Source organism: Streptomyces sp. NRRL WC-3618 (assembly GCF_001280005.1).
In the GTDB taxonomy this organism is placed as follows: domain Bacteria; phylum Actinomycetota; class Actinomycetes; order Streptomycetales; family Streptomycetaceae; genus Streptomyces.
This window is the reverse complement of record NZ_LGDW01000012.1, coordinates 1-26,537: the sequence shown is the minus strand read 5'-3', so window position 1 is coordinate 26,537 and position 26,537 is coordinate 1. Positions and strand designations below refer to the sequence as shown.

Below are 26,537 nucleotides of genomic sequence, written 5' to 3'. Positions count from 1 at the left end.
GAGAAACCCTCCGTGCGGCCCGGCGCCGCCTGCCGGGGCGTGGTCACCCGGGCATCTACGAACCACCCGGACAGCCCACAGCCGGTGGCGTGCGTAGTCGGTTCTCCACGGGCCGAACCGTTCGGGCTGGTCACGACAGCAGGGGTGGCCTACTCCAGCGTCCGAGTTCGGGTGGTTGTAGGACTTCAGCCTGTTTCAGGCGTGGCTGCCCCACCGCGCAGATCTGCTGAAACGGGGGCCCGGCCGTAAAGGATCACGAACGGGATTCCAGTAAACCTGGGGTCCGATTCGCGGCGACACTGGGGGGTTTCAGGGATACGACGGCGTCGGCGGACGAGGAGGCTGGCAGAGGTCGCCCACGAGGCCCCGACGGGGCCTGGCGCGCCTGCGCACCGTGCGTGCGCACGCCGTGTTCCCGACAAGGAGAACCCCGCATGGACAACGTGCCCCGACCGAGCGCGACCCAGTACCTCGTCGTGTGCAACGGCGAGGAGCAGTACTCGATCTGGCCGGTGGGCAGGCCCCTGCCGAACGGCTGGCGAAGCACCGGACCGAGCGGCCCGAAGTCGGAGTGCCTGCGCCACATCGACGAGGTCTGGACCGACCTGCGTCCGCTCAGCGCCCGCCACTAGGTCCTGGCCCTGTCCGGTCGGGGTGTCCGGCGGGCGCGCCCGCCGCCGTCCCGCAGGTGGAGGGCTCGACCGGTCAGGCATGAGCGGAGGGCATCCGGGTGTCAATTGCCGAAGGAGTGTCATGAACGGACTTTCTCTGCCCACCGGAGCCGAGTACGAGCGGCTGCTGAGCTCGCTGCGGCTGCGGACGACCTGGGCCGTGGCCGGACTCGACTTCGCCGAGGACTCGGCGGACCGCTCGGCCGGGCCACTACCGGCTCCGGATCCGGCGCCCGCGAGCGCCGACGCGTGGGTCCCGGCCGGCGAAGTGATCGACCGGATCGCCCGGGTGAACGGCGACCGGATCGCGCTCGGCGACGGGCGGCGGACCTGGACGTACCGTCAACTCCACGCGAGGAAGGAATGCTTGGCGGGCAGGCTGCGCGAGGCGGGAGTGCGCCGGGGGGACGTGGTCGCGGTGACGCTGGAGCGCGGCGTCGCCTTCGCCGAGGCCGCCCTGGCGGTGTGGGCGGCCGGCGGTGCCTTTCTTCCGCTCAAACCGGGCGACCCGCTCGCCTGGCGCGAGCAGGCCGCCCGTGCGGCGGGGGCCCGGGTGGCAGTCTCGGCTACGGCGGAGTCGGCACTGCCAGGAGTGGCGCAGCTGATCTGGCCGGGGCCGGGGCCGGGGCCGGAGTCGGACCGCGAGGGCGCGGAGGGCGCGGAGGGCGCGGAGGGCGCGGGGGGCGTGGAGGAGCCGGCGGGCCTCGCGGGGGCGGACGCGGCGAGTCCGGTCGAACCGGAGCGAGCCGCGCCCGGTGACCTCGCGTACGTGATCGCCACCTCGGGCTCGACCGGGGAGCCGAAGCTGGTGATGTTGGAACACCGGGGAGTGGCCAACCTGGTCCGGGCCCAGGCCGAGACGCTGCCCGCGCTGGGGCCCGGCTCCCGGGTCCTCCAGTTCTCCCACCCCACCTTCGACGGCGCGGTCTTCGACCTGCTGCTGGCTTTGGCGCACGGGGGCCGGCTGGAGGCGGTCACCGACTCGGAGACCTCGGGCGAACCGCTCGCCGCTGTCCTGCGGCGACGGCGCGTCACCCACGCGGTGCTCCCGGCCGCCGTCCTGCGGACCCTCGACGCCGAGCAGTTCGACGACCTGGACGTCGTACTGAGCGTCGGCGACGTCTGCCTCCCCGAGACCGCTCGGCTCTGGAGCGCGCGCCACCGCTTCTTCAACGGCTACGGCCCGTCCGAGACCACCGTCTGTGCCACCCTGCACCCGGGGGAAGCCGATTCCGGTGCCGAGCGGGTTCCGGTGGGCCGGCCGGTCGAGGGCGTCCGGGTGGTCGTCCTGGACGATGACCTGGAGCCGGCGGCCGTCGGGGATGTGGGCGAACTCTGCGTCGCTGGAGCAGGGGTGGGACGCGGCTACCTCGGCCGGCCGGCCCTGACCGCCGAGGCCTTCGTCCCGGACCCGTTCAGCGCTGTTCCCGGAGCCCGCCTCTACCGCACCGGCGACCTCGGTCGACTGCTGCCCGGCGGTGGCGTGGAGTTCCTGGGCCGCCGCGACAATCAGCTGAAGATCCGCGGCGTCCGGATCCGCCTGGACGACATCGAGAACGCGCTGGCGGCACTCCCAGGGGTGCGCGACGCCGTAGCGGTGGCCATCGGGGCGGCCGGTCAGGGCGACCGCAACCTGGTGGGGTACGCCGTCGCGGAGCCGGGCCACCGGCCGACCGGCGCCGGGCTGCGTGCGGAGCTCGCCCGTCGCCTCCCGGCCCACCTGCTCCCCGGCGCCGTCCTGGTGCTCGACGACTGGCCGCTGACCCCGAGCGGGAAGGTCGACCGGTCCCGGCTCCCCGACCCCCGCACGGCTGCCGAATACCAGGCCGCACGGACACCGGACGAGGAGGTCCTCACCTCGCTCGCGGCTGCTCTGTTCGGACACGGCCGGGTCGGCCGGGACGACAACTTCCTGGCGCTCGGCGGGAACTCGCTGCTGGCCACCCGCTTCGTGGCGCGCGCCGAGGCTGCTCTCGGCCGACGGCTGCCGCTCGCGGCCGTCCTGTCCGGTGCCACGCTGGCCGAGCTGGCGGCGCTCGAGGGAGGCGAGTTGCCCCCGGCCGTGCCAGGGCCGGTGCGCGGGCTGCCGGACGGACCCCGGCGGGTGCCGTCCTTCGCGCAGGAACGGATCTGGCTCATGCAGCAGCTGCGCCCCGACTCACTCGCCTACCACGCCCAGGCAGCGTTGCGGATCGGCGGCGTGCTGGATCCGAACGCGCTGTCCGCAGCGCTGACCGACCTGGTGCGTCGCCACGAGGTCCTGCGCAGCCGCTTCCACAACGACGGCGGCATGCTGCACTGCGCAATCGAGCCGGCACGGCCGGTGGAACTGCCGCTGCTCGACCTGAGCGATGAACCGGCGGACCTGCAGGAGGGGTTGCTCGGCGAGGCCGTCGAGCGGTTCGTCATGCGCCCCTTCGCCCTGGACAGCGAACCACTGGTGCGCTGGCTGCTGATCAGGCTGGGCGGCCAGGAGCACGTCCTGGTCCACGCGGAGCACCACCTGGTGCACGACGGCTGGTCGTTCAACGTCTTCCTGCGTGAGCTGGTGGAGGGCTGCCTGGACCACCAGCGGTACGGCGAAGTCCGCCGGCCCGAGCCGGAGATCCAGTACTACGACCACGCGCGGTGGCAGCGCGAATGGTGCGGCGGCCCCGAGGCGCGGCGCCAGCGCGACTTCTGGCGCCACGAGCTCGCCGGTGCGTCGACCATGCTGCCGCTGCCCCGGCGCGCGGCCGCAGCCGACCGGCGGTTCGTGGGGGCTGCGCCACGCGTCGAGATCGACGGCGAGCTGGCCCGCGCCCTCGAAGCGCTCGGCCGGCGCCACGGCCACTCCCTGTATGCCGTGCTGCTGGCCGCGTTCTTCGCCCTGCTGGCCCGCAGCACGGGCGCTGACGACGTCCTGGTCGGCTCCGGGGTGGCGAACCGCCGCTGGCAGAGCACCGAGGACCTGATGGGCATGTTCGTGAACACGGTCGTCCTGCGTGGCAGGATGGCGGACGATCCCACGTTCGCCGCGCTGCTGGACCGGGTCGGGCACAGCGTCCACGCCGCGCTGGACCACCAGGACCTGCCCTTCGAGGACATCCTCGCGCAGAGCCGGGCCGAGCACGTCCCCGGTGTGAATCCGCTGGTCCAGGCCTCCTTCAGCTTCCACGACGCGATGCCGGGCCGGCTCGGCGCGGCCCCGTTCTCGCTGGACGTCATCGAGGGCCTCGGCACCGGTTCGGCCAAGTTCGACCTGAACCTCATCGCCTTCCCGCGCTACTTCGCCGCCGGGTGCATCGGCCGCGCCCCGGGCAACGTCCTGCGGGTTCCCGCTTCGGACGGGCCCGTGCCGCCGAGCCCGGGCGCCGCGCTGGACGGCATCACCGTCTCCTGGGAGTTCGACTCCGACCAGCTGGAGACGGGGTTCGTCACCGGGCTCATGCGCACGTACCAGGAGATCCTGCGAGCGGTGGTGCGCGCCCCGCGGACCGTGCTCTCCGAACTCCCGCTGGTCTCGACAAAAGAACGCGAGCGGCTGCTTCGGCGGGCCCTCGGGCGCCAGGACGAACCATCGACGGACCGGGTGCCCGACGTGGTCGCGCAGTGGGTTGCCGCGGCCCCGCAGGCACCGGCGGTGTCTGCGGATGACGAAACCCTGACATACAGTCAACTATGGCTCAAAGCATCGGAGTTGGCCGCCTTCCTCGGTGACTCCGGGGTCGGCGGGGGCGACGTGGTGGCGCTCCACCTGCCCCGCTCCGCCAGGCTGGTGGTGGCGATGCTCGCCACACTGATGACCGGGGCCGCCTCCCTCACCCTGGATCCCACCCACCCGCCGGCCCGCCTGGCCGCGCTGCTCGACGACAGCGGCGCCCGCACCGTACTGGCCGACCCGGGTGAAGCCGCCCGTCTGCCGGTCGGCCGGTGGCAGACCCTGACGCCGCGCCCGGACCCGTCGTACGACCGACCGTCCGCGCTGCCCGCGCCCGGCAGCCCCCGCGATCTCGCCCACGTCATCTACACCTCGGGATCCACCGGACGCCCCAAGGGAGTCGAGGTGGAGCACCGGTCGCTGGTCGCCCGCCTCCGCTCGTCCGACATGACCGCCCTGGGCCCTGGGCGGAGCGTGCTGGCCACCAACGCGACGGTCTTCGACGTGTTCACCATGGAGGTCTGGTCCGCCCTGCTCAACGGCGCCGCGCTCCACCTCCTCCCGGCCTCGGCGGGCCCGCAGGAGATCGCCCGGCGCATCGTCCGCCACCGGATCAGCCACCTCACGCTGGTCACACCGCTGCTGCGGGTCATGCTGGAGACGGCGCCCGAGGCCCTCGCCCAGCTCCAGACGCTCGTCATCGGCGGCGAGGCCGCACCTCCGGAGGCCGTACGGGCCACGCTCGAACTCGGTACGCGCCGCCTGGTCAACGGTTACGGACCCACCGAAGTGACCGTCTATGCCACGGCGTTCGAGGCAAGCGCAGTGGAACGGATCGGCACCGAGGTGCCGATCGGACGGCCGGTCTCCAACTCCCACGTCGTGCTGCTCGACGACGGGCTGAACCTGGTCCCCGACGGCAGCGTCGGCGAGATCTGCGTCGGCGGCCCCGGAGTCGCCCGCGGCTACCTCGGGCGACCCGCCGAGACCGCCGGGCGTTTCGTGCCGGACCCGTACTCCACCGAGCCCGGAGCCCGCCTCTACCGCACGGGGGACCGCGGGCAGTGGCTGCCGGACGGCAACCTGCGATTCCTCGGACGCCTCGACCACCAAGTGAAGATCCGCGGGTTCCGGATCGAGCCGGAGGAGGTACGGGCGGCGCTGGCCGCTCAGGACGGCGTCCGCGAAGCAGCGGTGGTCGCGCACCGCAGCGGGGGATCGGAGGCCCGACTCGTGGGCTACGCCCACCCCGAGCCCGGCCGCCGCGTTGAGCCGGCCGCCCTGCGGGCAGCCCTCGCCGCGCTGCTGCCGGGATACCTGGTGCCCGAGACCATCCTGGTCGTGGAGAAATGGCCACTGGGCGCCACCGGCAAGCTGGACCGCTCCCGGCTGCCCGTACCGCCGCCCGCGGTCACCGGGTCGGGTCGGCCGGCCGACCACGGGTACGCCGCAGAGGTGCTGGCCCGCGTCCTGGCCGAACTCCTGGAACTGCCCGAGGTCGGCGCCGACGACGACTTCTTCCAGCTCGGCGGCCACTCACTGCTGGCGATGCGGTACGCCGCCAAGGCCGGCCAGGCGCTGGAGCGGGACATCGACCTGGCGACCGTGCTGGCGCACCCCACCGTCGCACGACTGTCCGCCGCCCTGCACACCGCCGCGGCGCCACCCGCCGAGCGCCCGCACAGGCTGTCGCGCCGGATCCCCGGCCCCGTCACCCGGGCGCAGCGGTGAAGAGCGATGGCCCGGCGGCCCCGGCGGACGGCACGCTGTTTCCGCTCTCCCACCTGCAACGCAGGCTCTGGTCCTTGCACACCCTCGACCCGACCAGGGCCCTGCAGAGCACCGCCCGATGTTTCCAGCTCGACGGCCGCCTGGACACCGGCGCCCTCCAGAGGGCGCTGGAACACCTGGTCGAGCGGCACGAGCCGCTGCGCACCGTCTTCCCGCTCTCCGCGTCCGGCGAACCCGTCCAACTCGTGCTGCCGGCGGCCGCGCTTCCCCTGGGCCCGCTGGACTGCCGCAGTGGTGGCGAACCGCTGCTCTGCGCGCGGGCCTTCGCCGAGCAGCCGTTCAACAGCGAACGCGGGCCGCTGGCCCGGGTCGGGGTGCTCCGCACCGGACCCGATCAGCTGCTGCTGGTACTGGCCGTCCACCTGCTCGTGGCGGACGGCTGGTCCTGGAATGTCCTGCTGCGCGAACTCGCCGCCTGCTACGCGGCCGCGCTCACCGGAACCGATCCGCAGCTGCCCGAGCTCCCGCTGCAGTACGCCGACTGGGCACACTGGCAGCACGGGCGGCTGACCGAGGCCCGCCGTCGCGAGCTCCACCGCTGGTGGGACCTGGAGCTCGACGGCGCGGCCCCGGGCCTCGGCCCACCGGCCGACGACACCACGGCGGCCAAGCCCGGCCGAACCGTCACCCGCTACCTGGACACCGGCACCCAGGAGGCCCTGCGCGCCCTCGCCCGGCGCGAGGGAGTCTCCCTCTTCGCGGTCCTCGCCGCGGCCTTCGGCGCGGTGATCGGCCGCCGGAGCCGCCGCGAGGAACTGGTGATCGGCACGCCGGTCGCCCACCGCGACCTTCCGGAGACCGAGCACCTGCTCGGCTTCCTGGTCGGCACCCTTCCGCTGCGTGTCGACCTGACCGGCGACCCGCCCTTCACCGAGCTGGCCCACCGAACGGCCACCGCCGCACGACGGGCCTTCGCCCACAAGGACCTGCCCTGGGAGGAACTCCCGGGGCAGGTCACGGCCGGCCGGCAGACCCTGCCCACCCTCGCTCACCACCCGGTCGGCAGCACCGGCTCGCTCGCCCTGCCGGGGTGCCGGGTGAGCGAGCTCGACCTGCCCACCGGAGCCTCCAGGTTCGACCTGACCCTGCGCCTCCGCGAACACTCCCGGTACAGCAGTGTCCGCGTGGAGCACGACACCCGCGTGGTGGCCCCCGACGAGGCCGACGACCTCATCAGCGGGTACCTCGCGCTGCTGGACCGCGTCGCACTGCGCTCGACCGCCCGGCTGTCCGAGCTGCTGCCGCCGCACCGGCTCCTGACCCCCTGATTCCTTACGGAGGCACCGCCATGACGGACCTGTCCACCGCACCCGACGACTACCCCCTCCAGCGTGACGCCCGATGCCCGATGGACCCGCCCCCGGCCTACCGGTCGCTACGGGAGACGGACGGACTGGTCCGGGTTCGAGCCTGGGACGGCAGCGAGCCCTGGCTCGTCACCCGCTACGACGACGTCCGGGCCGCGCTGGCCGACAGCAGGCTCAGCTCGGACCCGCGCACCCCGGGATTCCCGCACACGCAGCCGACCTCGGCGGCGCGCCAGGAGATCGACCTGCCGTTCGCCTTCGTCGAGGGACCGGAGCACCTGATCGAACGACGTCTGCTGGTGAAGGAGTTCACTGCCCGTAAGGCCCGCGAGGCCCGGCCGGCCATCCAGCGGATCGTGGACGAGGCGATCGACGGCATGCTGGCCGGTACCAAGCCGTGCGACCTGTACGAAGCACTGTGCCTGCCGGTCGCCACCCACACCATCGGCGAACTGCTCGGCGTTCCGCCGGCCGACCGGCCGCTGCTCCAGACCGGCAGCCGCAGGATCGGCTCACGCCGGGTGTCCAAGGAGACCGGCAGCCAGGCGTTCCAGGATCTCAACGACTACTTCGAGCACCTGGTGGACCTGCGCATGCGCGAGCCGGGGGACGACATGGTGAGCCGGCTGCTCGCCGCATACGCGGCCACCGACGGGCTGACCCGGGCCAAGGCGGTCTCCACCGTCCAGGTGCTCTTCTTCGCGGGGTGGGGACCCAGCTCGTACATGATCGAGTTCGGGGTACTCGCCCTCCTTCTCCACCCGGACCAGCTCGCGCTGCTGAAGGCCGACCCGAGTCCCGGGCTGGTCGCCTCCGCGGTCGAGGAGTCGCTGCGCTACGCGACCGTCTCGGTCAACGGCCGCCAGCGCGGCGCACTGGAGGACCTCACCCTCGGCGGTCAGCTGATCCGGGCGGGCGAGGGGGTCCTGGTCCAGCTCGACTCCGCGAACCGGGACGCCGACACCTTCCCCGACCCCGACACCTTCGACATCACCCGCCAGGCCGGACGGCAACTCGGGTTCGGGCACGGCCCGCACAAGTGCATCGGCGCCGAACTCTCCCGCGTCAAGATGAGCGTCGCGTACGAGACGCTCTTCCGCCGCATCCCGGACCTGCGGCTGGTCCAGCCGCTGGACCAGCTCCCCTTCAGCACCGAGCTCACCCTCTACAGCCTCGACGAGCTGCTCGTCACCTGGTGACCCGGCCGGGACGAGGAGGCCGCCCGGGCCTGGCCCCCCGCCTCGTCCCGGCCGGCCCTCAGCGGCCGAGCCGCCATGCCGAACGGCGTCAAGGTCGACACGTCCGCTCCCAGACGGCCTTCCGGCCGCGACTTCACGGTGGTGATGCCGGCTCGCCGACCTCGAACTACGCCACCGGTCGGCGGCATGCGGGACTCGTCCGCACCGGGGACCGGCGCGCCCGGGGGCCTCCGCCTCGTCCGCACGCGTCGAGGGGTGCGTGCCGCGACGGCCGTTGTCGACCCGGGCCCTGCCCCGCCGCCCGCTGAACGACGGCACCGTTCTCCACGGCCAACAGCGGTGGAGGACCGTGCCGTCGTTCAAGTGGCCGCATCGGCCCCGTCGGTGGGACCGCCCGCCTGTACGGCTCTGGCGCGTGGCGGTTACTTCTCGGACAGTGCCGACGCGTCGCCTCCGGAGGCGTCCGCCCGGTCGCGGGCGGCCAGGTCCTGGCGTATGCGTTCGTCGGGGTACACGAACGGCAGCAGGACGCCGGCCATGGCCGTCGTGATCAGGGCCATCACGACCATGAGTGAGTAGAGGGGCTGATCGAGGACACCCAGTTGCAGTCCGACCGTCAGCACGATCAGTTCGGTGAGGCCGCGGGTGTTGATCAGGACGGCCAGCACGGTCGAGTGACGTGGTCGCACACCGTTGAGCCGGGCTCCGACGAAGGCGCCGACGAACTTGCCGCCGATCGCCACCAGCAGGATGAGCCCCAGCTCGCCGAACGCCGTCGCGTCCATCGACGACAGGTCGACCTTGAGGCCGGCCACCATGAAGAACACCGGGAGCAGGAGGACGGAGCAGAGTCGTTCGACCAGCGGCAGGGCGTGCCGGCGCAGTCTCGAGGCGCCCTCGCGCGGCATGACGATGCCGAAGAGGAACGCTCCGAAGATCAGGTGCAACCCCATCCATTCGGTCGCCCGGGCCGACAGCAGCAGGCCGGCGGCGAGCGCGAGCAGTACGCCCGCGTCGGTGAGCCGCGCCGTCAGCCGCCCGACGGGCCGGTCTGCTGTCGCCTCGCGCCTGGCGCGCCTGGCCAGCAGCGGCCGTACGATCCACACCAGCGCGGCGGCGTAGGGCAGGACGAGCAGGAGCTGCCAGGGGGCCCCGCCGGCACCGGCCAGCGCTGCCACGGCGGCCAGCATCGACCAGGCGAGCACGTCGTCGACGGCTGCCGCGGCGAGCGCCAGCCCGCCGATGGGGGTGTCGATCAGGCCCTTGTCGGTCAGGATGCGGGCCAGCACCGGGAACGCCGTCACGGACATCGCCGTACCGAGGAAGAGCACGAAGGCGAGCCGGTCCCCGGTGGGATGGTCGGCGACGAGGTGCAGGGCGAGCAGCGCGCCGAGGGCGAACGGCAGGACGACCGCGCTGAGCGACACACTGACCGCGATGCGGCCCTGACCGCGCAGCAGGCCCCGGTTGAACTCCAGGCCGACGAGGAACATGAACACGCACACGCCGACGTTGGCCAGCGTCGTCAGGGACGGCCGGACGTCGGCGGGGAAGAGGAAGGAGGTGATCTCGCCGTCGAACAGCGTCGGTCCGAGGAGGATCCCGCCGAGGATCTCACCGATCACGGCGGGCTGCCGCAGGCGCCGGGCCAGCGCGCCGAGCAGTCGGGCCACCCCGACGATCACCGCCAGACCGAGAAGCAGCGTCCCAGCCGTGCTCAGCTCCATCGAGTGGCCCCTTCCCCGTCGGCGGGGACCGGGGCGTTCCCCGGCGTCAGCGCGGGGCCGGTGAACGGCGCTTCAGTGTGGTCCTGGGTCATTGCGTGGCTCCCCTTTGGTCTTGTGGCCTGCCCGCCGGAGAACGGCGGGCAGGCCGCGAAGGTAAGGGGAGCCCCTCAAGGCATCGTCGAAAAACGTCAGGCGATGTCCTTGGGCCGGGGGCCCGGAAGGGACGGGTCGGGGAGCGCGGGGTGGTCGCCGTCGCGGTGCGCCCGCTGGGCCTCCTCGACGAACTCGCGGGTGAACATGGTGGTGAGGTTCGCCATGCCGCCACGGGTGATCCGGATCTCGCTGTGCTGCAGTCGCCCGGTGAGCCGGATGCGCCGTCCGTCGGCCGGTGCGTGCCGCTGGGCGTCCTTGACCTTGGAGCGGTCGGGCAGCTCCAGTTCCGTCTCGTCGACGACGGCCTCGTCCGGGACCAGCAGTTTGACCGTGGAGCGCTCGGCGTGCAGGTGCACCACGATCTCGCCCTCGGGGATCCGGTGGGAACGCAGGTCGAGCTGGAGCGAGGACTGCCGTGCGCGGACCTCGATCCTGCGGGCCTCGGTCCAGTGGCCGAGCTTCTTCTCCGTCGTGTAGAAGACCTCCACGCGGACGGTGTCCCCGTCTGTGACCGTCTGCTCGCTCGGCGTCGGCTCCGGCTCGGTGTTGTGCTGTTCCTTGTCCTGCGGGGTGTTCATCACAGTGTTCCTCTCTGGAACCCGGGCAACATTCCCGATTACTTCTACGGCTTGATTTTCCTTGGGAGTCAACTATCTTGACTTTCAAGGTGTACCTCTATCTTGAAGGTCGAGATACTTGAATGTCAAGTGAAGCTGCGGGCGGCCCGAGCAATGAGGCGCTGTGCTGGGAACTCGCCGGTGAGATCCGCGCCCTCCAGGGCGCGGTGGAGGCGGTCGACGCGGCAGCGGCCGCCCGACTGGGCGTCAATCAGACCGACCTGCGCTGTCTGGACGTACTGCTCCAGCGGGACAGCGCCACCCCCGGGGAACTGGGGACGGCGCTCGGACTCACCACCGGCAGCGTCACGGCCATGCTGGACCGGCTGGACAAGCTCGGCTATCTGACCCGGGAACCGCACCCGGACGACCGGCGCAGGTCCGTCGTGCGGCCCAGCGACCGCACCCGGAAGGCCGCCGAGGAGATCTACCGGCCGCTCGCCGAGGAGGCCATAGAAGGGCTCCAGCGCTATTCGGCGGTGGAGCTGCGGCTGCTGCTGGACTTCGTCCGGGGCAGCCGCGAGGTCCAGGAGAAACACGTGTCCCGGATCCGTGGCTGAGTGCCACGGACCGTACGACCGCCACAGACGCCGGTGGCCCGCGACGCCGAAGCGACGCGGGCCACCGGGGCCGGGGTGCGGGCCGGCGCCCCCCGGTTGTTCCGGGTGGTGCCCGGGACGGGGAACGCGAGGCCGTGGGTCACTCCTTCCTGGCGATGACCAGGGTGACGTCGTGACCCAGTGAGGTGTGGCTGACCGAGGCGAAGCCCGCCTCGCGCATCCACTCGGCGCACTGGGCGAGGTCGTACCCGGTGCCGTGCGGCGTCATCAGCTGGAGGTTGAGGCTGCGGACCAGGTTCCGCAGATAGCTGTCCTCACCGTCCACGATGACCGGGTCCCACACCAGGAACGCCCCGCCCGGCCGCACCGCCGCGAAGGCGTTGCGGACCAGCTGCTGGCGCTGCTCGTCGTTCCAGTCGATCAGCGCGTGGCCGATCATCAGGACATCGGCCTGGGGCAGGGCACCCGCGAAGAAGTCCCCGCCCTGGAACCGGACTTTGCCGGTCATCCCGATCGACGCCATGTGCGCGGCGAAGTCGGGCTCCAGCTGCGGCAGGTCGAACACACAGGTGTCCAGGTGCGGATGGGCCCGCGCCAGACCGGCCAGCACGTTGCCCCGGCAGCCGCCGAGCTCCAGCACCGAGTGGTGAGCCGCCCAGTCGAAGCCCTCCGTCAGCGCGGGGATGAGCGGACGGCTGGCGTCCTCGGCCATACCGACGAGCCCGTCCTTCTTCTCCTCACTGTCGTACAGCTCCCCGAACATGTCCTCGCCGCTGTACGTGGCGGCCTGCGGCGCCCCGGTGCGCAGCGCCTCGGAGAGCCGGCCCCAGGCCGGGTACATCACCTGGTCGGCGGCGCGCAGGAAGCCGCCCAGATAGCCCTCGGCACCCGGCACCAGGCACTGCCCGGTGATGTCCGAGTTGCGGTACCGGCCGGATTCCCCGCGCTCCAGGAAACCCAGCTCGGCCAGGGCCGCCAGAAAGTGCCCGGTGCCCCGGGGGTGCAGGCCGAGCCGCCTGCGCAGCTCCTCCTCGTCGCCCGGCTCCTTGGCCAGCGCCTCGAACAGGCCCAGCTCCATCCCGGTCAGCACGAGCTTCGCCGACTGGAACGCCATGGCCTGGCCCAGCACGGCCGCCGGTCCGGCGGCGGTGTCGGTGTCCGTCATCTCGTCGGTCCTCTCAGACCGTGGCCGGCACATGGCCGGCCACGCGGGCGATCGCATCGGACAGCACCGCCGTCGGGTCGTCCGAGGACTCCGCCGAACGCCAGCCCACGAAGGCGTCCGGGCGCACCAGCACCGCGCCCGCCGGGCCCACCCCGTAGACGTCGGTGAACTCACGGTCCGTGGGCCGCAGTTCCGCGCCCGCGCCGATGACATGGGTGCGCAGCGGGACCCCGAGCTTCTCCGCGACCTTCGTCGCCGCCTCCGCCCAGTGGCCGCCGTCGGGGCCGGTGAGCAGCACGTACGAGTCCCAGAACAGGTCGATCGTGGAGATCGTCTCCTCGCCCCGGCGCAGCCACAGATGGGGAGCGCGGGTACCCGGCTCGCCGGTGAGCTCGAGGTCGGGGGAGAGCACCTTGGCGCCCGCCGGCGCGACCACCGACGAGGAGCGGTAGCGGTACCCGAGCGTGATGACGACGTCGTCGACGAAGTCGGCCTTGTCCTGGTCGGTGGCGTAGCCGTGCCGGATCCGGTTACGGACCAGCGCCTGCTCGGACATGGCCTTGCCCAGGGGGCGGCGCTCGGCGTCGTAGGTGTCGAGCAGGGCGTCGGTGCCCCAGCCGTCCAGTACCGCGGCCAGCTTCCAGGACAGGTTGTGGGCGTCGTGGATACCGGTGTTGGCACCGAACCCACCGGCCGGCGGGTGCACGTGGGCGGCGTCACCGGCCAGGAACACCCGTCCCACACGGAAGGTGTCGGAGACCAGCTGGGCGCCCCGCCACGGCACCTTGTCCATGATCTCCACGTCGATGTCCTTGCCGGCCGACTTGCGCACGATGTCGATGCAGCGCTCGTCGGTGTAGTCCTCCGGCTTCTCTCCCTTCTCCGGGAAGTAGATGGGCGCCGCCAGCCAGGGGTCACAGCCGTGCAGCCGGGACAGACCCATCAGCGTGCCGCTGGCACTGGCGTAGCAGAGGATGAACTTACGGTCCTTCAGCAGCACTTCGAGCTCGGGCGCCCGGAAGTAGATGCTGAGGGCGTTGAAGACGGTGCCGCGGCCGTTACGGGGCACACCGAGCGCCTCGCGGGTGAGGCTGCCGGCGCCGTCCGCACCCACCATGTAGTCGGCGCGGATGGTGAACCGCTTGCCGCCGTCCTCCTCCGCGACGGCGGTGACGCCGTCCGCGTCCTGCTCGAAGGAGATCAGGCGGGTACCGAACCGGATGTCGGTGCCGGCCTCCCGCGCCTTGGCGACCAGGACCTTCTCGTAACGGTCCTGTCCGCAGCCCATGACGCGCTCGGGGCTGACCGTCGGCCCGTCCAGCGAAGGGGACTCGAGGAGCTCGGCGTTGTCGATGTCGGCGAAGGTGTGCACCTTGATGATGCCGCCCTCGAAGTAGGCGTGCGAGTCGCCCATCTCCAGAGCTCGGATGTCCGGGCCGAGACCCGCCGCCCGGAACAGTTCCATCGTGCGGGCCTGCAGGCCGGGTGCGCGCGGCAGGGTGGAGGTGCTGTCACGCTTCTCCAACAGCATCGTGCGCACACCGCGCCGTCCGCTGAAAAGGGCGGTGGCCAGCCCTACGGGCCCCCCACCGATGATCAGCACTGGAATCCTCACGTCATACATGCATGTCCCCTCTTGACGCTCCGGTCGCTCGGACAGACGCGAGATGAATAGCTGCGCCGCCTCAAGACGCGGTGGAGGGGAGGTACGAGACAAGGGGCCCGCCACCCGTCCCGTCGGCCGTCCCGCGAGGCGGCCCCGGCTTCGTTCGAGGGCCTCTCGACTCGGCCGTGCGACGGTCCGTCGGCCGCGTGGCACTCGGCCACGGCAGGCGTTGGAAGGAGCACAAGCGCATGACGCAAACCATTCCCGACGTCAGCACTCCTGCCGGGATCATCCGGCTCGGCAACATGTTCTGCGACGCCAAGGCGCTGCTGACCGCCGTCGAGCTGCGCCTGTTCACGGTGCTCCACGAGAAGGGCCCGGCCACGGAGGAGGAGATCAGGGCCGCTCTGGAGCTGCACGGGCGTGGTCTGTCGGACTTCCTGAGCCTGCTCACCGCCCTCGGCCTGCTGGAGCGCGAGAACGGGACCTACCGCAACAGCACCGGCGCGGACACCTACCTGGTGCACGGCACGAAGAGCTACGTCGGCGGCTTCCTGGAGCGGTCCAACAGGAACCTCTACCCCGCCTGGGGCCGGCTCTCGGAGGGGCTGCGCACCGGAAAGCCCCAGTCCGGCAGCGACTTCGAGACGGTCACCCAGAACCAGCACATCCTCCGGCAGTTCGTCGGAATGATGGACGCGCTCACCCATGTCGTCGGGCCCGAACTCGCCCAGAAGTACGACTGGTCGGGGCACACCTCCGTGCTCGACGTCGGCGGCGCCCGGGGCAACCTGTGCTCCATCATCGTCAAGCACCACCCGCACCTCACCGGCAACGTCTTCGACCTGCCGCCCATGGAGCCGCTGTTCGACGAGCGGGTCGCCGAGGACGGGCTGACCGGGCAGATCACCTTCCACGGCGGCAGCTTCTTCAACGACCCGCTGCCCCACGCCGACGTGGTCGTCCTCGGCCACGTCCTGCACGACTGGGACAAGGAACAGCGGGCCGCGCTCATCGCGAAGGCCTACGACGCCGTCAACCCCGGCGGGACCCTCCTCATGTACGACCGGATGCTCGAGGACGAGTCCACGCACATCGAGAACCTGGTGATCAGCCTCGACATGCTGCTCGTCACGGACGGCGGCGAGGAGTACCCCACGTCCGAGGCCGTGGCGGTCGCCAAGCAGGTCGGCTTCGCCTCCGTCGAGGTCTCCACCCTCAGTGAGTACGACACGCTCGTCGTGTGCCGCAAGAAGGCCTGAACAAGAGAGAGGAGTCTCCCATGAGCAAGGCGCCTTCAGAGGTGCAGGTGCTGGTGGTCGGAGGCGCGGTCGCCGGCCTGTCGACCGCCGTCTTCCTCGCCACGCACGGGGTCAGCACCATGGTCGTAGAGCGGCACCCCGACACCCTCAGCCACCCCCGCTCCCGGGGCATCAACCCCCGTACGGTCGAGGTCTACCGGCAGGCGGGGCTGGAGTCCCGGATCTGGGCCGAGGCCAGCCTGGCCACGGACTTCAGCAAACTCCAGATGATCAGGGCGGAGACCCTGGCCGCCGAGGACCACTTCAGCGGTCCCACGGACAGCCCCGACCCGACCGGCGAGGTCAGCCCCTGCGAGTGGGCGCCCATCGACCAGGACCGGCTGGAGCACCTGCTGCGTGAGCGGGCCACCGAGCTCGGCACCGAACTCGCCTTCGCCACGGAGCTCGTCTCCTTCGAGCAGGACGACGACGGCGTCACCGCCGTCCTGCGGGACCGGGAGAGCGGCGGCGAGCGCACCGTTCGCGCCCGGTACCTGATCGCGGCCGACGGCGGTCGCAGCCCGATCCGCTCCGGCCTGGGCGTCGAGCTCGACGGCCCCGGCGAGTTCGCCACCACGGTCTCGGTGCTCTTCGAGGCCGACCTGAGCGAGGCGGCCCGCGGCCGTCCGGTCGGGGTCTGCTACCTGGACCGGCCGGCCCCCTCGACGATCCTCTTCGCGCACGACGGTGACCAGCGCTGGATCTTCGCCACGGCGATGCCGCCGGACACCACCCTGGAGACGGTCACCGAGGAGCAGGCCATCGAGCTCGTGCGGGCCGCCATCGGCCTGCCCGACCTCAAGGTGCGGATCATTCCGCAGCTGCCGGCGGGCGGCGCCAAGTGGCTCAGCTTCGTCATCGGCGCCCAGGTCGCCCGCGAGTACCGTCGCGGCCGGGTCTTCCTCGTCGGCGACGCCGCCCACCTGGTCCCGCCCACCGGCGGGTTCGGTGCCAGCCTGGGCATCCAGGACGCGCACAACCTGGCCTGGAAGCTGGCCGCGGTGCTCGACGGGACCGCGGGGGAGGCGCTGCTCGACACCTACCAGGCCGAGCGGCAGCCGGTGGCCTGGATGACCCTTCAGCAGACCATGTCGATGATGCAGGACCGTACCGGCCAGGACGGCGGTGAGGACGGCGGGCTCAGCCCGGCGGAGAGCTACAGCACGACCGTCTTCGGCTACCGCTATTCCGAGGGCCAGCCGGTGCCGCCCCGTCAGCTCAGCGGCGAGGCCGGCACCAGGGCCCCGCACGTGACGCTGGAGCGCGGCGGCGAGACCATCTCCTCGCTCGACCTGTACGGCGCCGGGCCGGTGCTGGTCACCGCCGCCGGCGGCCAGGCCTGGGAGGCGGCGGCTGTCGCCGTCGTCAAGCGCCACGGGGTGCCGCTCAAGGCGTACCGGGTCGGCAGCGGCGGGCTCACCGACCCGGACAACGCGCTGGCCGAGCGGTACGGCATCGGCGCCGACGGCGCGGTCCTGGTCCGCAGTGACGGCTTCGTCGCCTGGCGCGCGCAGGGCGCCGCGGCCAAGCCGGAGGAGGAGCTGACCGCTGCGGTGCTGCGGCTGCTGGGTCGCGGCTGAACGTTTCCCTTCCCTCACAAAGCGCCGGGCGGGCTGGTCTCCAGCCCGTCCGGCGCTTTTTTCAGGGCCTGGCACTGTGGGGGCGACGGGGGACGGTTTGTCGGCTGCGGGTTCGTCGTGTTTGCCGCGCAGTTCCCCGCGCCCCTGAGGGGGGCGCGGGGTGGGGGGAAACGGCTGTGGCCCGGGAACCTGACTTCGGTTCCCGGGCCACAGCCGTGGGAGAGGATCCGTCCGGGCCTCAGCCGTTCTCGACGACCCGGATGGAGTTCGTCGGGCACGCGCGGACCGCGCGGTGGACCTCCTCGTGCAGCGAGGCGTCCGGACGGTCGTCCAGGACGAGCACCAGCCCCTCCTCGTCCTGGTCGAAGACACCGGGCAGCCGGTAGACGCACAGGCTGGCGACCGCACAGGTCTCGGAATTGGCTACCACACGCATCGCTGCTGCTCCCTCACCTCGCGGTTGGATCCCGTCACCAGGCCACCGGGATCTCGGTGAAGCCCTCCATGAAGCCGCCCAGCGCGCGGGGCAGTTCCTCGGCCGGCTTGGCGAGACGGATGTCGGGGAAGCGGCGCAGCAGGCTCTCCGTGGCGATCTGCAGCTCCATCCGGGCCAGCGCGGCACCCACGCAGTAGTGGATGCCCGCGCCGAAGGTCATGTGGTGGTTCTCCTGGCGACGGATGTCGAGCTCGAAGGGGTTCTCGAAGACCTCGCGGTCGCAGTTCGCGCCCTCCTCGGAAAGGAGAACACTGGTGCCCTTCTTGATGACCGAGCCGTCGGACAGCGGGATGTCCTCGATCGCGTAGCGCATCGTGCCCACCGAGGAACCCATGATCTGAGTGCGCAGCAGCTCCTCGACGGTGGAGGGGACCAGCGACCAGTCGGCCTGGATCTCCCGGACCAGGTCGGGGCGGTGCAGCAGCACGGCGGTGCCGGTGCCGATCTGGCTCGCGGTGGTCACGTATCCGGCGATGAGCAGACCCTGGCACCAGAAGTGCAGCTCGTGCTCGTTCATCCGGTTGTCGTCCTCGTCGCGGACCCGGATGAACTCGCTGATCAGGTCGTCGGCCGGGTTCTTGCGCTTCTCCTCGATGAGGTCGCCCAGGTACTTCCACAGGTTCTGCCGGGCCTTGCCGATCTCCTCCGGCGGCAGCTTGGTCACCGCGAGGAAGCCGTCGACGTAACCGCGGAACTGGTCACGGTCCTCGGCGGGCACCCCGAGCAGCTTGCAGATCACCATGATGGGCAGCGGGAACGCGAACGCCTCGTTGAGCTCGGCGGGCCGGGGGCCGGCCGCCATCTTGTCCAGCAGCTCGTCGGCGACCTCCTGGACGTACGGCCGCAGCGACTCGATACGCCGGGCGGTGAACGCCTTGGTCACCAGGGACCGCACCTGGGTGTGCTTGGGCGGGTCCGGGTCGATGTGCGGATCCATGAACAGGTCGTTGTCCTTGGAGATCCGGGCGCAGTCGGGCCGGGCGATGTTCCGCGACAGCCGCTTGTCGGCGAACAGGGCGCGCACGTCCTGGTAACGGGTGACCATCGTCGCCGTGTCACCGCTCGGCAGCGTCACCTCCATCGCCGAGGACCCGTGGACGTTCTTGAGCGCCTCGGGCATCTGCATGGGCGGTTCCCAGGCGAACGGGTACCGGGGAGGGTTGGCGGCATGGGGGCACACTTCGGGGCTCACGTCGGCGGTCACATCGATCCCTTCACAGACGGTGTCACGGTCATCGGATTCACAGCGGCCAGCCCGACCGGGACCACGCGGCCTCGGCGAACGCCCACTCGTAGCGGATGCTGGTCGTGAAATATTCGAGGAGTTCGGCACGGCCGGGGACGGCCATGCGCTCCCCGAGTTCGTCGTACGCGGCCAGGAAGCCCTTCACCGCGTACTGGTAGCCCTCGCCCGGGTGGTAGACCTTGATCCACTCGGCGTAGCGGGAGCCCGGCACATGGCGGCGCAGCAGGTCGTCGGAGATCTGGTGGTTGAACCAGACCATGGGCAGCAGCGCCCCCATCCCCGCCGCCACCGTCGCGGCGGTGGCCGCGTGGAAGAAGGAGCAGTGCGCGTGGGTGGGCGCGGTGATCTCCGGCGACTCGGCCGCCGCCGGCAGCTCGAGGCGGGGAGCCAGTTCCGCGTACGCGGCGCGCAGCCGGTCCCTGGCCTCCAGCGTGCCGATGACCGAGCGGGCCAGCAGCGAGGCGTGCGCGTCCCACCGGGTGGCGGCGGCGGTACGGGCCAGCGCCCGGGCGTAACCGGGCAGCAGCCAGCCGGTGTCCTGCTCCACGAAGTAGGCGAGCGACTCGGGTGGCAGCGAACCGTCCCGCAGCCCCGCCCAGAACGGGTGCTCCCTGACCTTGGCGAGAACCGGTTCGGCCAGTTCCTGGAGTTCCTTGCTCAGCATGGGCATCCTGCTCCTGTCAGTTCTCGGTTCCTGGTGCTCGCTGCTCGCTGCTCGCTGCTCGGTTGTGGGCTCTGGGTTCTGGGTTCTCGGATCACAGGTCGAGGCGTACTCGGGAGTTGCGCAGCCAGCCGTCCAGTTGCAGCACCATCTCCACGTCGCGCCGCTCGCCCCAGCCGCTGACCTCGATGGGCCGGTCCTGGGCGGAGAGCCGGGCGCAGGCCTCGCGGTCGAGCAGCCCGGCCATCGGTCCGGCGGGGTCGTTGACCACGGCGTCGAACCGCTCCTTGAGGACCTGGCCGTAGCCCGGGTCCTGGGTGATCGGGAAGGGGCTCTTGCGGCGTTCGGTCACCGAGGCGGGCAGCAGGTCGGCCACGGCGGAGCGCAGGACGCTCTTCTCCCGGCCGTCCGCGGTCTTCATCTCCCAGGGGATGTTGTAGACGTACTCCACCAGCCGGTGGTCGCAGTACGGCACCCGCAGCTCCAGGCCGACCGCCATGCTCAGCCGGTCGTCCCGGGTGAGCAGCAGCGGCATCCAGCGGGTCAGATGGACGTGGCTGACGCGCCGCATCCGGTGCTCGAGCTCCGACTCGCCCGGCACCCGGGGCACTTCGGCCACGGCCTCCGCGTACCGCTGGGCGGCGTAGCCGGGAACGTCGATCTTCTTGAGCACCCCGGGGTCCAGCAGTCCGGTGCTCATGCCGTGCGGAGCCACCTTCAGCCCCATCGACACCCAGGGGAAGTTCCCGGTGTCGGTCAGCGACGGATCCTGGAACGACCGGTATCCGCCGAAGAGTTCGTCGGCCGCCTCACCCATCAGGGCCACCGTCGAGCGCTGGCGCACCGCGCGCAGCAGCAGGTACAGCGAGCGGTCCATGTCGGGGATCGGGCGCGGCAGGTCCTGCGAGCGCAGCGCCGCCGCGTCGACCACCGGGTCGGCGAGATCCGCGGTGCGCAGCACCACCGGCTCGTGGTCGGTACCGACGTGCCGGGCCACCTCGGCGGCGTACGGAGCGTCGGCGTCCTCGTGCCAGAAGTCCTTCTGGAACCGCTCGGTGTGCCCCTCGAAGTCGACCGAGAACGTCCGGGGCCGGTTTCCGGCGCGGGCCGCGAGCGCGACGATGGCGCTGGAGTCCACCCCGCCGGACAGCAGGGTGCACAGCGGTACGTCGGAGACCAGGTGCGCCTCGACCGACTCGGCGAGCAGGCCGCGCACCGTGTCGATGGTGGTGGCCGTGTCGTCCTCGTGGGGACGGGCCGGCAGCGACCAGTACGCGGACTCGGTCACCCCGCCCCCGGTGACCATCGCCGTGTGGCCCGCGGGCAGTTCACGTACTCCGCGGTAGACCGCGTGCCCGGGTGTCGCGATGTACGCCAGCAGCTCGGCGAAGCCCTCGGAGTCCACCGCGCACTCCATCGCCGGGTGGGCGAACAGTGCCTTGGGCTCGGAGCCGAACAGCACACCGTTCGCGGTCCTGGCGTAGTACAGCGGCTTGATGCCCAGCCGGTCGCGGGCCAGCAGCAGCCGGTCCCGGGCCGGATCCCAGACGGCGAACGCGAACATGCCCTCCAGGTGCTCGGCGCAGCGATCGCCCCACTCCAGGTAGGCGCGCACCACCACTTCGGTGTCGCCGGCGGTGCGGAACCGGTGTCCGAGCCCCTCGAGCTGCCGCCGCAACTGGCGGAAGTTGTAGATCTCCCCGTTGTGCACGACGACGGCCAGGGTGCGGCCGTCCTCCTCGACGGCCATCGGCTGGGTGCTGTTCGCCAGGTCGATGACGGACAGCCTGCGGTGGCCGAGGGCGGCCCGCCGGTCGGTCCACACGGCTTCGTCGTCCGGGCCGCGATTGGCGAGCGTGGCGACCATCGTCCGTACGGTGGCGCCCTCCTCGCTGAGGTCACGCCGGAAGTCGATCCAGCCCGCTATGCCGCACACGAGATCACCTTCGTCCGAAGTTCGTTGACGATGTCGGAGGGGGAGGGCCGGTCCCGCATCTCGGCCCGCAGCCGGCGGGCCGTCTCGCGTACCGCCGCCCCCGCCTCGGGGTCCAGCAGCCGCCCGGCCTCCTCGCGCAGCCGCTTTGGTGTCGCCTCGTCCCGGGACAGCACCTCACCGGCACCGGCCGCGAAGACCCGCCCCGCGTGTCCGGTGTGGTCGGGCAGTTGGGGTACGAGCAGCAGCGGCACCCCGCCGCGCAGCGCCGTCAGCACGGTGCCCGCGCCGCCGTGCGCCACCACCAGATCGGTGCCCGGCATCAGCGCGTGCAGCGGCGCGTCCTCCACCACCCGGACCGCGCCGGGACCGGACAGCAGAGCCGGGTCCAGCAGCCCGCGCTGTGCCGCCGTCACCGCCAGCACCACCTCGGTGTCCGCGCCGCGCAGCGCGTCCGCGACCTCCCCGGCGAGGAAGAGGCCGGGGCTGAGCCGGGCCATGGTGTGACCCCAGGTCACCAGCACGCGCCGGACACCCGGCGCGGGTACGCCGAGCGGCCCCGGGGTCACGCCGACACCGTTGTACGGCACATGACGCATCGGCAGCCGGGGATAGTCGGTGGGCACCTGGAACGTGTCGGGACACGGGTCGACGGTGACCGCTCCCAGCGGGTCGAAGTCCGTCACGCCGTGCCGCTCGGCAAGCGGCGAGAGCAGCTCGGGCAGCAGCTTGCGGGCCCGCAGCATCAGATCGGTGCCGTACAGCACCCGTATCGCCGGGATCCCCACGGCGGCGGCGGCCAGCGGGCCGGCCAGCGCGGTCGGCTCGTACACCACCGCGTCGGCACGCCAGTCGCGGGCCAGGTCCACCAGGCCGTCGGTCATCGACTCCGCGTGCGCCCAGAACATCCGCAGCGCCCGGGGCCCCTTGCCCTCCTTGGGCGCCTGCGGACCGCCGGCGGCCTCACCGGCCGCCGACGGCAGCACGTATCCGCGCACCATCCCGACCGCGTCGACGTCCTCGCCGACCACGGCGGCGGGCAGCCCGGTCCGTTCGATCTCCTGCTTCAGGGCCGGCTGGCTGGCGATCAGCACCTCGTGACCCGCTGCCCGGAAGGCCGAGGCCAGCGGCACCAGGGCGTACAGGTGCGAGGGCCAGGCCCAGGTCGTGAACAGTACGCGCATCGCTTCCGTCAGCCCCTTCGTGACGTGGGTGGACCCCGGCGGACCGGGTGAGTCCAGTGCTGGACGGACAGTGCGGCAACCGGCTAGCAACCAGCTCGGGATCCGCTCGACCCCCGCGACACCCCCGTGTCCAGCCGCCCTTGAGCCCGTCTGCAGTCGGCTCGCCCAGCCTCACGGGAGCCCGGAGCCGTTCCCGGAGCGCCATCCGTCTCCCGCAGCGCTCCGGGGACGGCCCCGGGCCCCGAACCGTCCGGCATCCGCCGTATCCGCCCATGAGACGCATCCGCCGCTGGAGGACCCGTGACCCGTAACCTCTTCACCTCGGAGTCCGTGACCGAGGGGCATCCCGACAAGATCGCCGACCAGATCAGCGACGGCATCCTGGACGCCCTGCTGGCCCAGGACCCGTCCTCCCGCGTCGCGGTGGAGACCCTCATCGCCACCGGACAGGTGCACGTGGCCGGCGAGGTCACCACCCAGGGATACGCCGACATCACCAACCTGATCAGGCAGACCGTGCTCGGCATCGGCTACGACGCCTCGCAGAAGGGATTCGACGGCGCCTCCTGCGGCGTGTCCGTCTCCCTGGGCGCGCAGTCCCCGGACATCGCCCAGGGCGTGGACTCGGCCTACGAACAGCGCGTCGGAGGGGAGTCGGACGAGCTCGACGGGCAGGGCGCGGGCGACCAGGGCCTGATGTTCGGCTTCGCCTGCGACGAGACCCCCGAACTGATGCCGCTGCCCATCATGCTCGCCCACCGGCTCGCCCAGCGTCTCACCGCGGTCCGCAAGGACGGCGTACTGCCGTATCTGCGGCCCGACGGCAAGACGCAGGTGACCATCGAGTACGACGGCTACCGGCCGGTGCGGCTGGACACCGTCGTCGTCTCCAGCCAGCACGCCCCCGACATCTCCCTGGACAGCCTGCTGGCCCCCGACGTCCGCAGGTTCGTCGTCGAGCCCGTGCTCGCGGCGCTCGGCGAGGCCGGCACCAAGCTGGAGACCGAGGGCTACCGGCTGCTGGTCAACCCCACCGGACGGTTCGAGATCGGCGGCCCCATGGGCGACGCGGGACTCACCGGCCGCAAGATCATCATCGACACGTACGGCGGAATGGCCCGCCACGGCGGAGGCGCCTTCTCCGGCAAGGACCCCTCCAAGGTCGACCGCTCCGCCGCCTACGCGATGCGCTGGGTCGCGAAGAACGTGGTCGCGGCGGGCCTCGCCACCCGCTGCGAGGTACAGGTCGCTTACGCCATCGGCAAGGCCGAGCCGGTCGGCCTGTTCGTGGAGACCTTCGGCACCGAGAAGATCGCGGTGGACAGGATCGAGGCCGCCATCGCCGCCGTCTTCGACCTGCGCCCGGCCGCCATCATCCGCGACCTGGACCTGCTGCGTCCGATCTACGCCCAGACCGCCGCCTACGGCCACTTCGGCCGCGAACTTCCCGACTTCACCTGGGAGCGCACCGACCGCGTGGCCGCCCTGCGGGCCGCGATCGGCTGACCCGACACCACGGCCACCACACCACCGGGTTCGACCACGCGCACATCACAGGAGGCACAGCCATGCGTATCGCCGTGACCGGTTCCATCGCCATCGACCAGCTGATGGGCTTCTCCGGCAGCTTCGCCCAGCAGCTGATCGGGGAGCGGCTGGACCAGGTCTCCCTTTCCTTCCTCGCCGAGTCACTGGAGATCCGGCGGGGCGGAGTCGCCGCGAACATCGCCTTCGGCCTGGGACGGCTCGGTGTGCAGCCGGTGCTGGTGGCCGCGGCCGGGGCCGACTTCGACGACTACCGGGTCTGGCTGAAGGAGCACCGCGTCGACACCGACTGGGTCCGTGTCAGCGACCGGGCGCACACCGCCCGGTTCATCTGCACGACCGACCGGGAGAACAATCAGATCGGCACCTTCTATCCCGGGGCCATGTCCGAGGCCCGGGAGATATCGATCGCCGAGATCGCCCGCCGGACGGCCGTCGACCACGTCCTCGTCTCCCCCGACGACCCGGCCGCCATGGTCCGCCACGCCCGCGAGTGCCGGACCCACGGCATCACCTTCTCCGCCGACCCGTCACAGCAACTGGCCGTCCTCGAACGCGCCGACGCCCAGGACGTGGTGCGGGGCGCACGCTTCCTGTTCACCAACGCCTACGAAGCCGAGCTGCTGACCGAGCGCACGGGCTGGACCAAGCAGGACGTGCTCGACCAGGTGGGCACCTGGGTGACCACCCGGGGCGCCGACGGCGTCAGCGTAGAGAGCGCCGACTCCGCACCCCTGCGGATCCCCGCCGTCCCGGTACGCCGCGTGGCGGAACCCACCGGCGCCGGAGACGCCTTCCGGGCGGGCTTCCTCGCCGGCCAGAGCTGGCGGCTGGGCACCGAACAGGCGGCCTGGCTGGGCTGTGCCATGGCATCCGCGGCCCTGGCCACGACCGGCACCCAGACCTACGCACTCAGCCGCCGCGGCCTGAAGGTGGCCCTGCGCGGCGGCTACGGATCCGCCGCGACGGACGCCGTCACACCACACCTCGGGGAAGTCCTGTGAGCGGCGCCTCCCTGCGCGCGGCCCTCGCCTCGCGGGTGGTGGTGGCCGACGGCGCGATGGGCACGATGCTTCAGGCGCAGGATCCGACGCTGGAGGACTTCGAGCAGCTGGAGGGCTGCAACGAGGTTCTCAACGTCACCCGCCCCGACATCGTGCGCACCGTCCACGAGGCGTACTTCTCGGTGGGCGTCGACTGCGTGGAGACCAACACCTTCGGCGCGAACCTCGCCGCGCTCGCCGAGTACGACATCGCCGAGCGCAATTTCGAGCTGTCGGAGGCCGGCGCCCGCATCGCCCGCGAGGTCGCCGACGAGTTCGGCGCCCGCGACGGCCGCCAGCGCTGGGTGCTCGGATCCATGGGTCCCGGTACGAAGCTGCCCACCCTGGGCCACATCACCTACGGGAAGATCCGCGACGCCTACCAGACCAACGCCGAGGGCCTGCTGACCGGCGGCGCGGACGCGCTGCTCGTGGAGACGACCCAGGATCTGCTACAGACCAAGGCCGCCGTACTGGGCGCCCGACGCGCCCTGGACGCCCTTGGCGCGGATGTGCCGGTGATCGTGTCGGTGACGGTGGAGGCCACCGGGACGATGCTGCTCGGCTCGGAGATCGGTGCGGCGCTGACGGCGCTGGAGCCGCTGGGCATCGACATGATCGGCCTGAACTGCGCGACGGGGCCCGCGGAGATGAGCGAGCACCTGCGCCACCTCGCGCGTAACGCCCGTATCCCGCTCTCGTGCATGCCCAACGCGGGCCTGCCGGTGCTGACCAAGGACGGCGCGCACTACCCGCTGGGCGCGCCGGAGTTGGCCGACGCCCAGGAGAACTTCGTCCGTGAGTACGGGCTGTCACTGGTGGGCGGGTGCTGCGGTACGACGCCTGAGCATCTGCGTCAGGTGGTGGAGCGGGTGCGCGGTACGGCTGTCACCGAGCGCCGGCCGCAGCCGGAGGCGGGTGCCGCTTCGCTGTATCAGACGGTTCCGTTCCGTCAGGACACGGCGTACATGGCGATCGGTGAGCGCACCAACGCGAATGGTTCGAAGAAGTTTCGTGAGGCGATGCTGGAGGCGCGCTGGGACGACTGTGTGGAGATGGCGCGGGATCAGATTCGTGAGGGCGCGCACATGCTCGACCTGTGCGTCGACTAT

The 26,537-nt window shown here is 71.7% G+C and carries 19 protein-coding genes; 10 read left to right on the top strand and 9 right to left on the bottom strand.

Going from position 1 to position 26,537, the window contains the following annotated elements; translation table 11 throughout:
- The first annotated feature begins 434 nt into the window (after positions 1–434).
- From ADL01_RS02665 to ADL01_RS02650, 4 genes are all read left to right on the top strand, one after another.
- Positions 435–632: an MbtH family protein gene (locus ADL01_RS02665; protein WP_053740222.1), complete on the top strand. Its 198-nt coding sequence runs from the start codon at positions 435–437 to the stop codon at positions 630–632.
- A 121-nt stretch (positions 633–753) separates the two neighbouring features.
- Entirely contained in the window at positions 754–6,042 is a 5,289-nt protein-coding gene (locus tag ADL01_RS02660; RefSeq protein ID WP_053740221.1) for a non-ribosomal peptide synthetase, read from the top strand.
- Positions 6,039–7,370 carry a condensation domain-containing protein gene (locus ADL01_RS02655; protein WP_053740220.1) on the top strand — a complete coding sequence of 444 codons (1,332 nt, stop codon included), beginning with the start codon at positions 6,039–6,041 and terminating at the stop codon, positions 7,368–7,370. Before ADL01_RS02660 ends, ADL01_RS02655 begins: the two co-directional genes overlap by 4 nt.
- Before the next feature lie 20 nt (positions 7,371–7,390).
- Entirely contained in the window at positions 7,391–8,608 is a 1,218-nt protein-coding gene (locus tag ADL01_RS02650) for a cytochrome P450 (protein ID WP_053740219.1), read from the top strand.
- A 422-nt stretch (positions 8,609–9,030) separates the two neighbouring features.
- On the opposite strand, the gene ADL01_RS02645 is transcribed toward ADL01_RS02650, so the two are convergent.
- Both ADL01_RS02645 and ADL01_RS02640 read right to left on the bottom strand, forming a co-directional pair.
- Positions 9,031–10,335, bottom strand: coding sequence for a cation:proton antiporter (locus ADL01_RS02645; RefSeq protein WP_053740218.1), 1,305 nt, complete (start codon positions 10,333–10,335; stop codon positions 9,031–9,033).
- Positions 10,336–10,523: 188 nt separating this feature from the next.
- The gene (locus ADL01_RS02640) at positions 10,524–11,066 is read right to left on the bottom strand and encodes a hypothetical protein (protein WP_053740217.1); all 543 of its coding nucleotides are present in this window, start codon (positions 11,064–11,066) and stop codon (positions 10,524–10,526) included.
- Positions 11,067–11,188: 122 nt separating this feature from the next.
- On the opposite strand from ADL01_RS02640, the gene ADL01_RS02635 reads away from it, so the two are divergent.
- Complete coding sequence (locus ADL01_RS02635) at positions 11,189–11,665, top strand: MarR family winged helix-turn-helix transcriptional regulator (protein ID WP_053740216.1); 477 nt, start codon at positions 11,189–11,191, stop codon at positions 11,663–11,665.
- Between the two features lie 139 nt (positions 11,666–11,804).
- Here ADL01_RS02635 and ADL01_RS02630 read toward each other — a convergent pair whose 3' ends face one another.
- Positions 11,805–12,830 (bottom strand): methyltransferase, encoded by a 1,026-nt coding sequence (locus tag ADL01_RS02630; protein ID WP_053740215.1) that lies wholly within the window; start codon positions 12,828–12,830, stop codon positions 11,805–11,807.
- Between the two features lie 13 nt (positions 12,831–12,843).
- Positions 12,844–14,454, bottom strand: coding sequence for an FAD-dependent monooxygenase (locus ADL01_RS02625; RefSeq protein ID WP_053740214.1), 1,611 nt, complete (start codon positions 14,452–14,454; stop codon positions 12,844–12,846).
- A 230-nt stretch (positions 14,455–14,684) separates the two neighbouring features.
- Here ADL01_RS02625 and ADL01_RS02620 point away from each other — a divergent pair, with 230 nt between their 5' ends.
- Both ADL01_RS02620 and ADL01_RS02615 read left to right on the top strand, forming a co-directional pair.
- Positions 14,685–15,698, top strand: a complete 1,014-nt coding sequence (locus ADL01_RS02620; protein WP_053740213.1) for a methyltransferase — start codon at positions 14,685–14,687, stop codon at positions 15,696–15,698.
- Positions 15,699–15,718: 20 nt separating this feature from the next.
- A complete protein-coding gene (locus ADL01_RS02615; RefSeq protein ID WP_053740212.1) occupies positions 15,719–17,317 on the top strand; it encodes an FAD-dependent monooxygenase in 1,599 nt (532 codons plus the stop codon).
- 238 nt (positions 17,318–17,555) lie between these two features.
- Here the strand turns inward: ADL01_RS02615 and ADL01_RS02610 are convergent, their stop codons facing one another.
- From ADL01_RS02610 to ADL01_RS02590, 5 genes are all read right to left on the bottom strand, one after another.
- A complete protein-coding gene (locus ADL01_RS02610; RefSeq protein ID WP_053740211.1) occupies positions 17,556–17,753 on the bottom strand; it encodes a ferredoxin in 198 nt (65 codons plus the stop codon).
- A 34-nt stretch (positions 17,754–17,787) separates the two neighbouring features.
- Positions 17,788–18,939, bottom strand: coding sequence for a cytochrome P450 (locus ADL01_RS02605; protein WP_053740223.1), 1,152 nt, complete (start codon positions 18,937–18,939; stop codon positions 17,788–17,790).
- Positions 18,940–19,054: 115 nt separating this feature from the next.
- On the bottom strand, positions 19,055–19,723 hold the full coding sequence (locus ADL01_RS02600) for a TenA family protein (RefSeq protein ID WP_053740210.1): 669 nt from the start codon (positions 19,721–19,723) through the stop codon (positions 19,055–19,057).
- A 91-nt stretch (positions 19,724–19,814) separates the two neighbouring features.
- Positions 19,815–21,656: an asparagine synthase (glutamine-hydrolyzing) gene (gene asnB / locus ADL01_RS02595; protein WP_053740209.1), complete on the bottom strand. Its 1,842-nt coding sequence runs from the start codon at positions 21,654–21,656 to the stop codon at positions 19,815–19,817.
- Positions 21,644–22,837, bottom strand: coding sequence for a nucleotide disphospho-sugar-binding domain-containing protein (locus tag ADL01_RS02590; protein WP_053740208.1), 1,194 nt, complete (start codon positions 22,835–22,837; stop codon positions 21,644–21,646). The genes asnB and ADL01_RS02590 overlap by 13 nt, the downstream gene beginning before the upstream one ends.
- Before the next feature lie 300 nt (positions 22,838–23,137).
- Between ADL01_RS02590 and metK the strand changes: the two genes are divergently transcribed.
- From metK to ADL01_RS02575, 3 genes are all read left to right on the top strand, one after another.
- Positions 23,138–24,343, top strand: a complete 1,206-nt coding sequence (gene metK, locus ADL01_RS02585; protein WP_053740207.1) for a methionine adenosyltransferase — start codon at positions 23,138–23,140, stop codon at positions 24,341–24,343.
- A gap of 62 nt (positions 24,344–24,405) precedes the next feature.
- Complete coding sequence (locus ADL01_RS02580) at positions 24,406–25,386, top strand: carbohydrate kinase family protein (RefSeq protein WP_053740206.1); 981 nt, start codon at positions 24,406–24,408, stop codon at positions 25,384–25,386.
- Positions 25,383–26,537: homocysteine S-methyltransferase family protein (locus ADL01_RS02575; protein WP_234354474.1), on the top strand; the 1,155-nt coding region annotated here is incomplete at its 3' end. The genes ADL01_RS02580 and ADL01_RS02575, both read left to right, overlap by 4 nt.

What these genes read in the sequence shown, in the direction of transcription:
- ADL01_RS02665 (WP_053740222.1), top strand. Translation starts at nt 435, where the DNA reads ATGGACAACGTGCCCCGACCGAGCGCGACCCAGTACCTCGTCGTGTGC.
- ADL01_RS02660 (WP_053740221.1), top strand. Translation starts at nt 754, where the DNA reads ATGAACGGACTTTCTCTGCCCACCGGAGCCGAGTACGAGCGGCTGCTG.
- ADL01_RS02650 (WP_053740219.1), top strand. Translation starts at nt 7,391, where the DNA reads ATGACGGACCTGTCCACCGCACCCGACGACTACCCCCTCCAGCGTGAC.
- ADL01_RS02645 (WP_053740218.1), bottom strand. Translation starts at nt 10,335, where the DNA reads ATGGAGCTGAGCACGGCTGGGACGCTGCTTCTCGGTCTGGCGGTGATC.
- ADL01_RS02640 (WP_053740217.1), bottom strand. Translation starts at nt 11,066, where the DNA reads ATGAACACCCCGCAGGACAAGGAACAGCACAACACCGAGCCGGAGCCG.
- ADL01_RS02635 (WP_053740216.1), top strand. Translation starts at nt 11,189, where the DNA reads ATGTCAAGTGAAGCTGCGGGCGGCCCGAGCAATGAGGCGCTGTGCTGG.
- ADL01_RS02630 (WP_053740215.1), bottom strand. Translation starts at nt 12,830, where the DNA reads ATGACGGACACCGACACCGCCGCCGGACCGGCGGCCGTGCTGGGCCAG.
- ADL01_RS02625 (WP_053740214.1), bottom strand. Translation starts at nt 14,454, where the DNA reads ATGTATGACGTGAGGATTCCAGTGCTGATCATCGGTGGGGGGCCCGTA.
- ADL01_RS02620 (WP_053740213.1), top strand. Translation starts at nt 14,685, where the DNA reads ATGACGCAAACCATTCCCGACGTCAGCACTCCTGCCGGGATCATCCGG.
- ADL01_RS02615 (WP_053740212.1), top strand. Translation starts at nt 15,719, where the DNA reads ATGAGCAAGGCGCCTTCAGAGGTGCAGGTGCTGGTGGTCGGAGGCGCG.
- ADL01_RS02610 (WP_053740211.1), bottom strand. Translation starts at nt 17,753, where the DNA reads ATGCGTGTGGTAGCCAATTCCGAGACCTGTGCGGTCGCCAGCCTGTGC.
- ADL01_RS02605 (WP_053740223.1), bottom strand. Translation starts at nt 18,939, where the DNA reads ATGCAGATGCCCGAGGCGCTCAAGAACGTCCACGGGTCCTCGGCGATG.
- ADL01_RS02600 (WP_053740210.1), bottom strand. Translation starts at nt 19,723, where the DNA reads ATGCTGAGCAAGGAACTCCAGGAACTGGCCGAACCGGTTCTCGCCAAG.
- ADL01_RS02590 (WP_053740208.1), bottom strand. Translation starts at nt 22,837, where the DNA reads ATGCGCGTACTGTTCACGACCTGGGCCTGGCCCTCGCACCTGTACGCC.
- ADL01_RS02580 (WP_053740206.1), top strand. Translation starts at nt 24,406, where the DNA reads ATGCGTATCGCCGTGACCGGTTCCATCGCCATCGACCAGCTGATGGGC.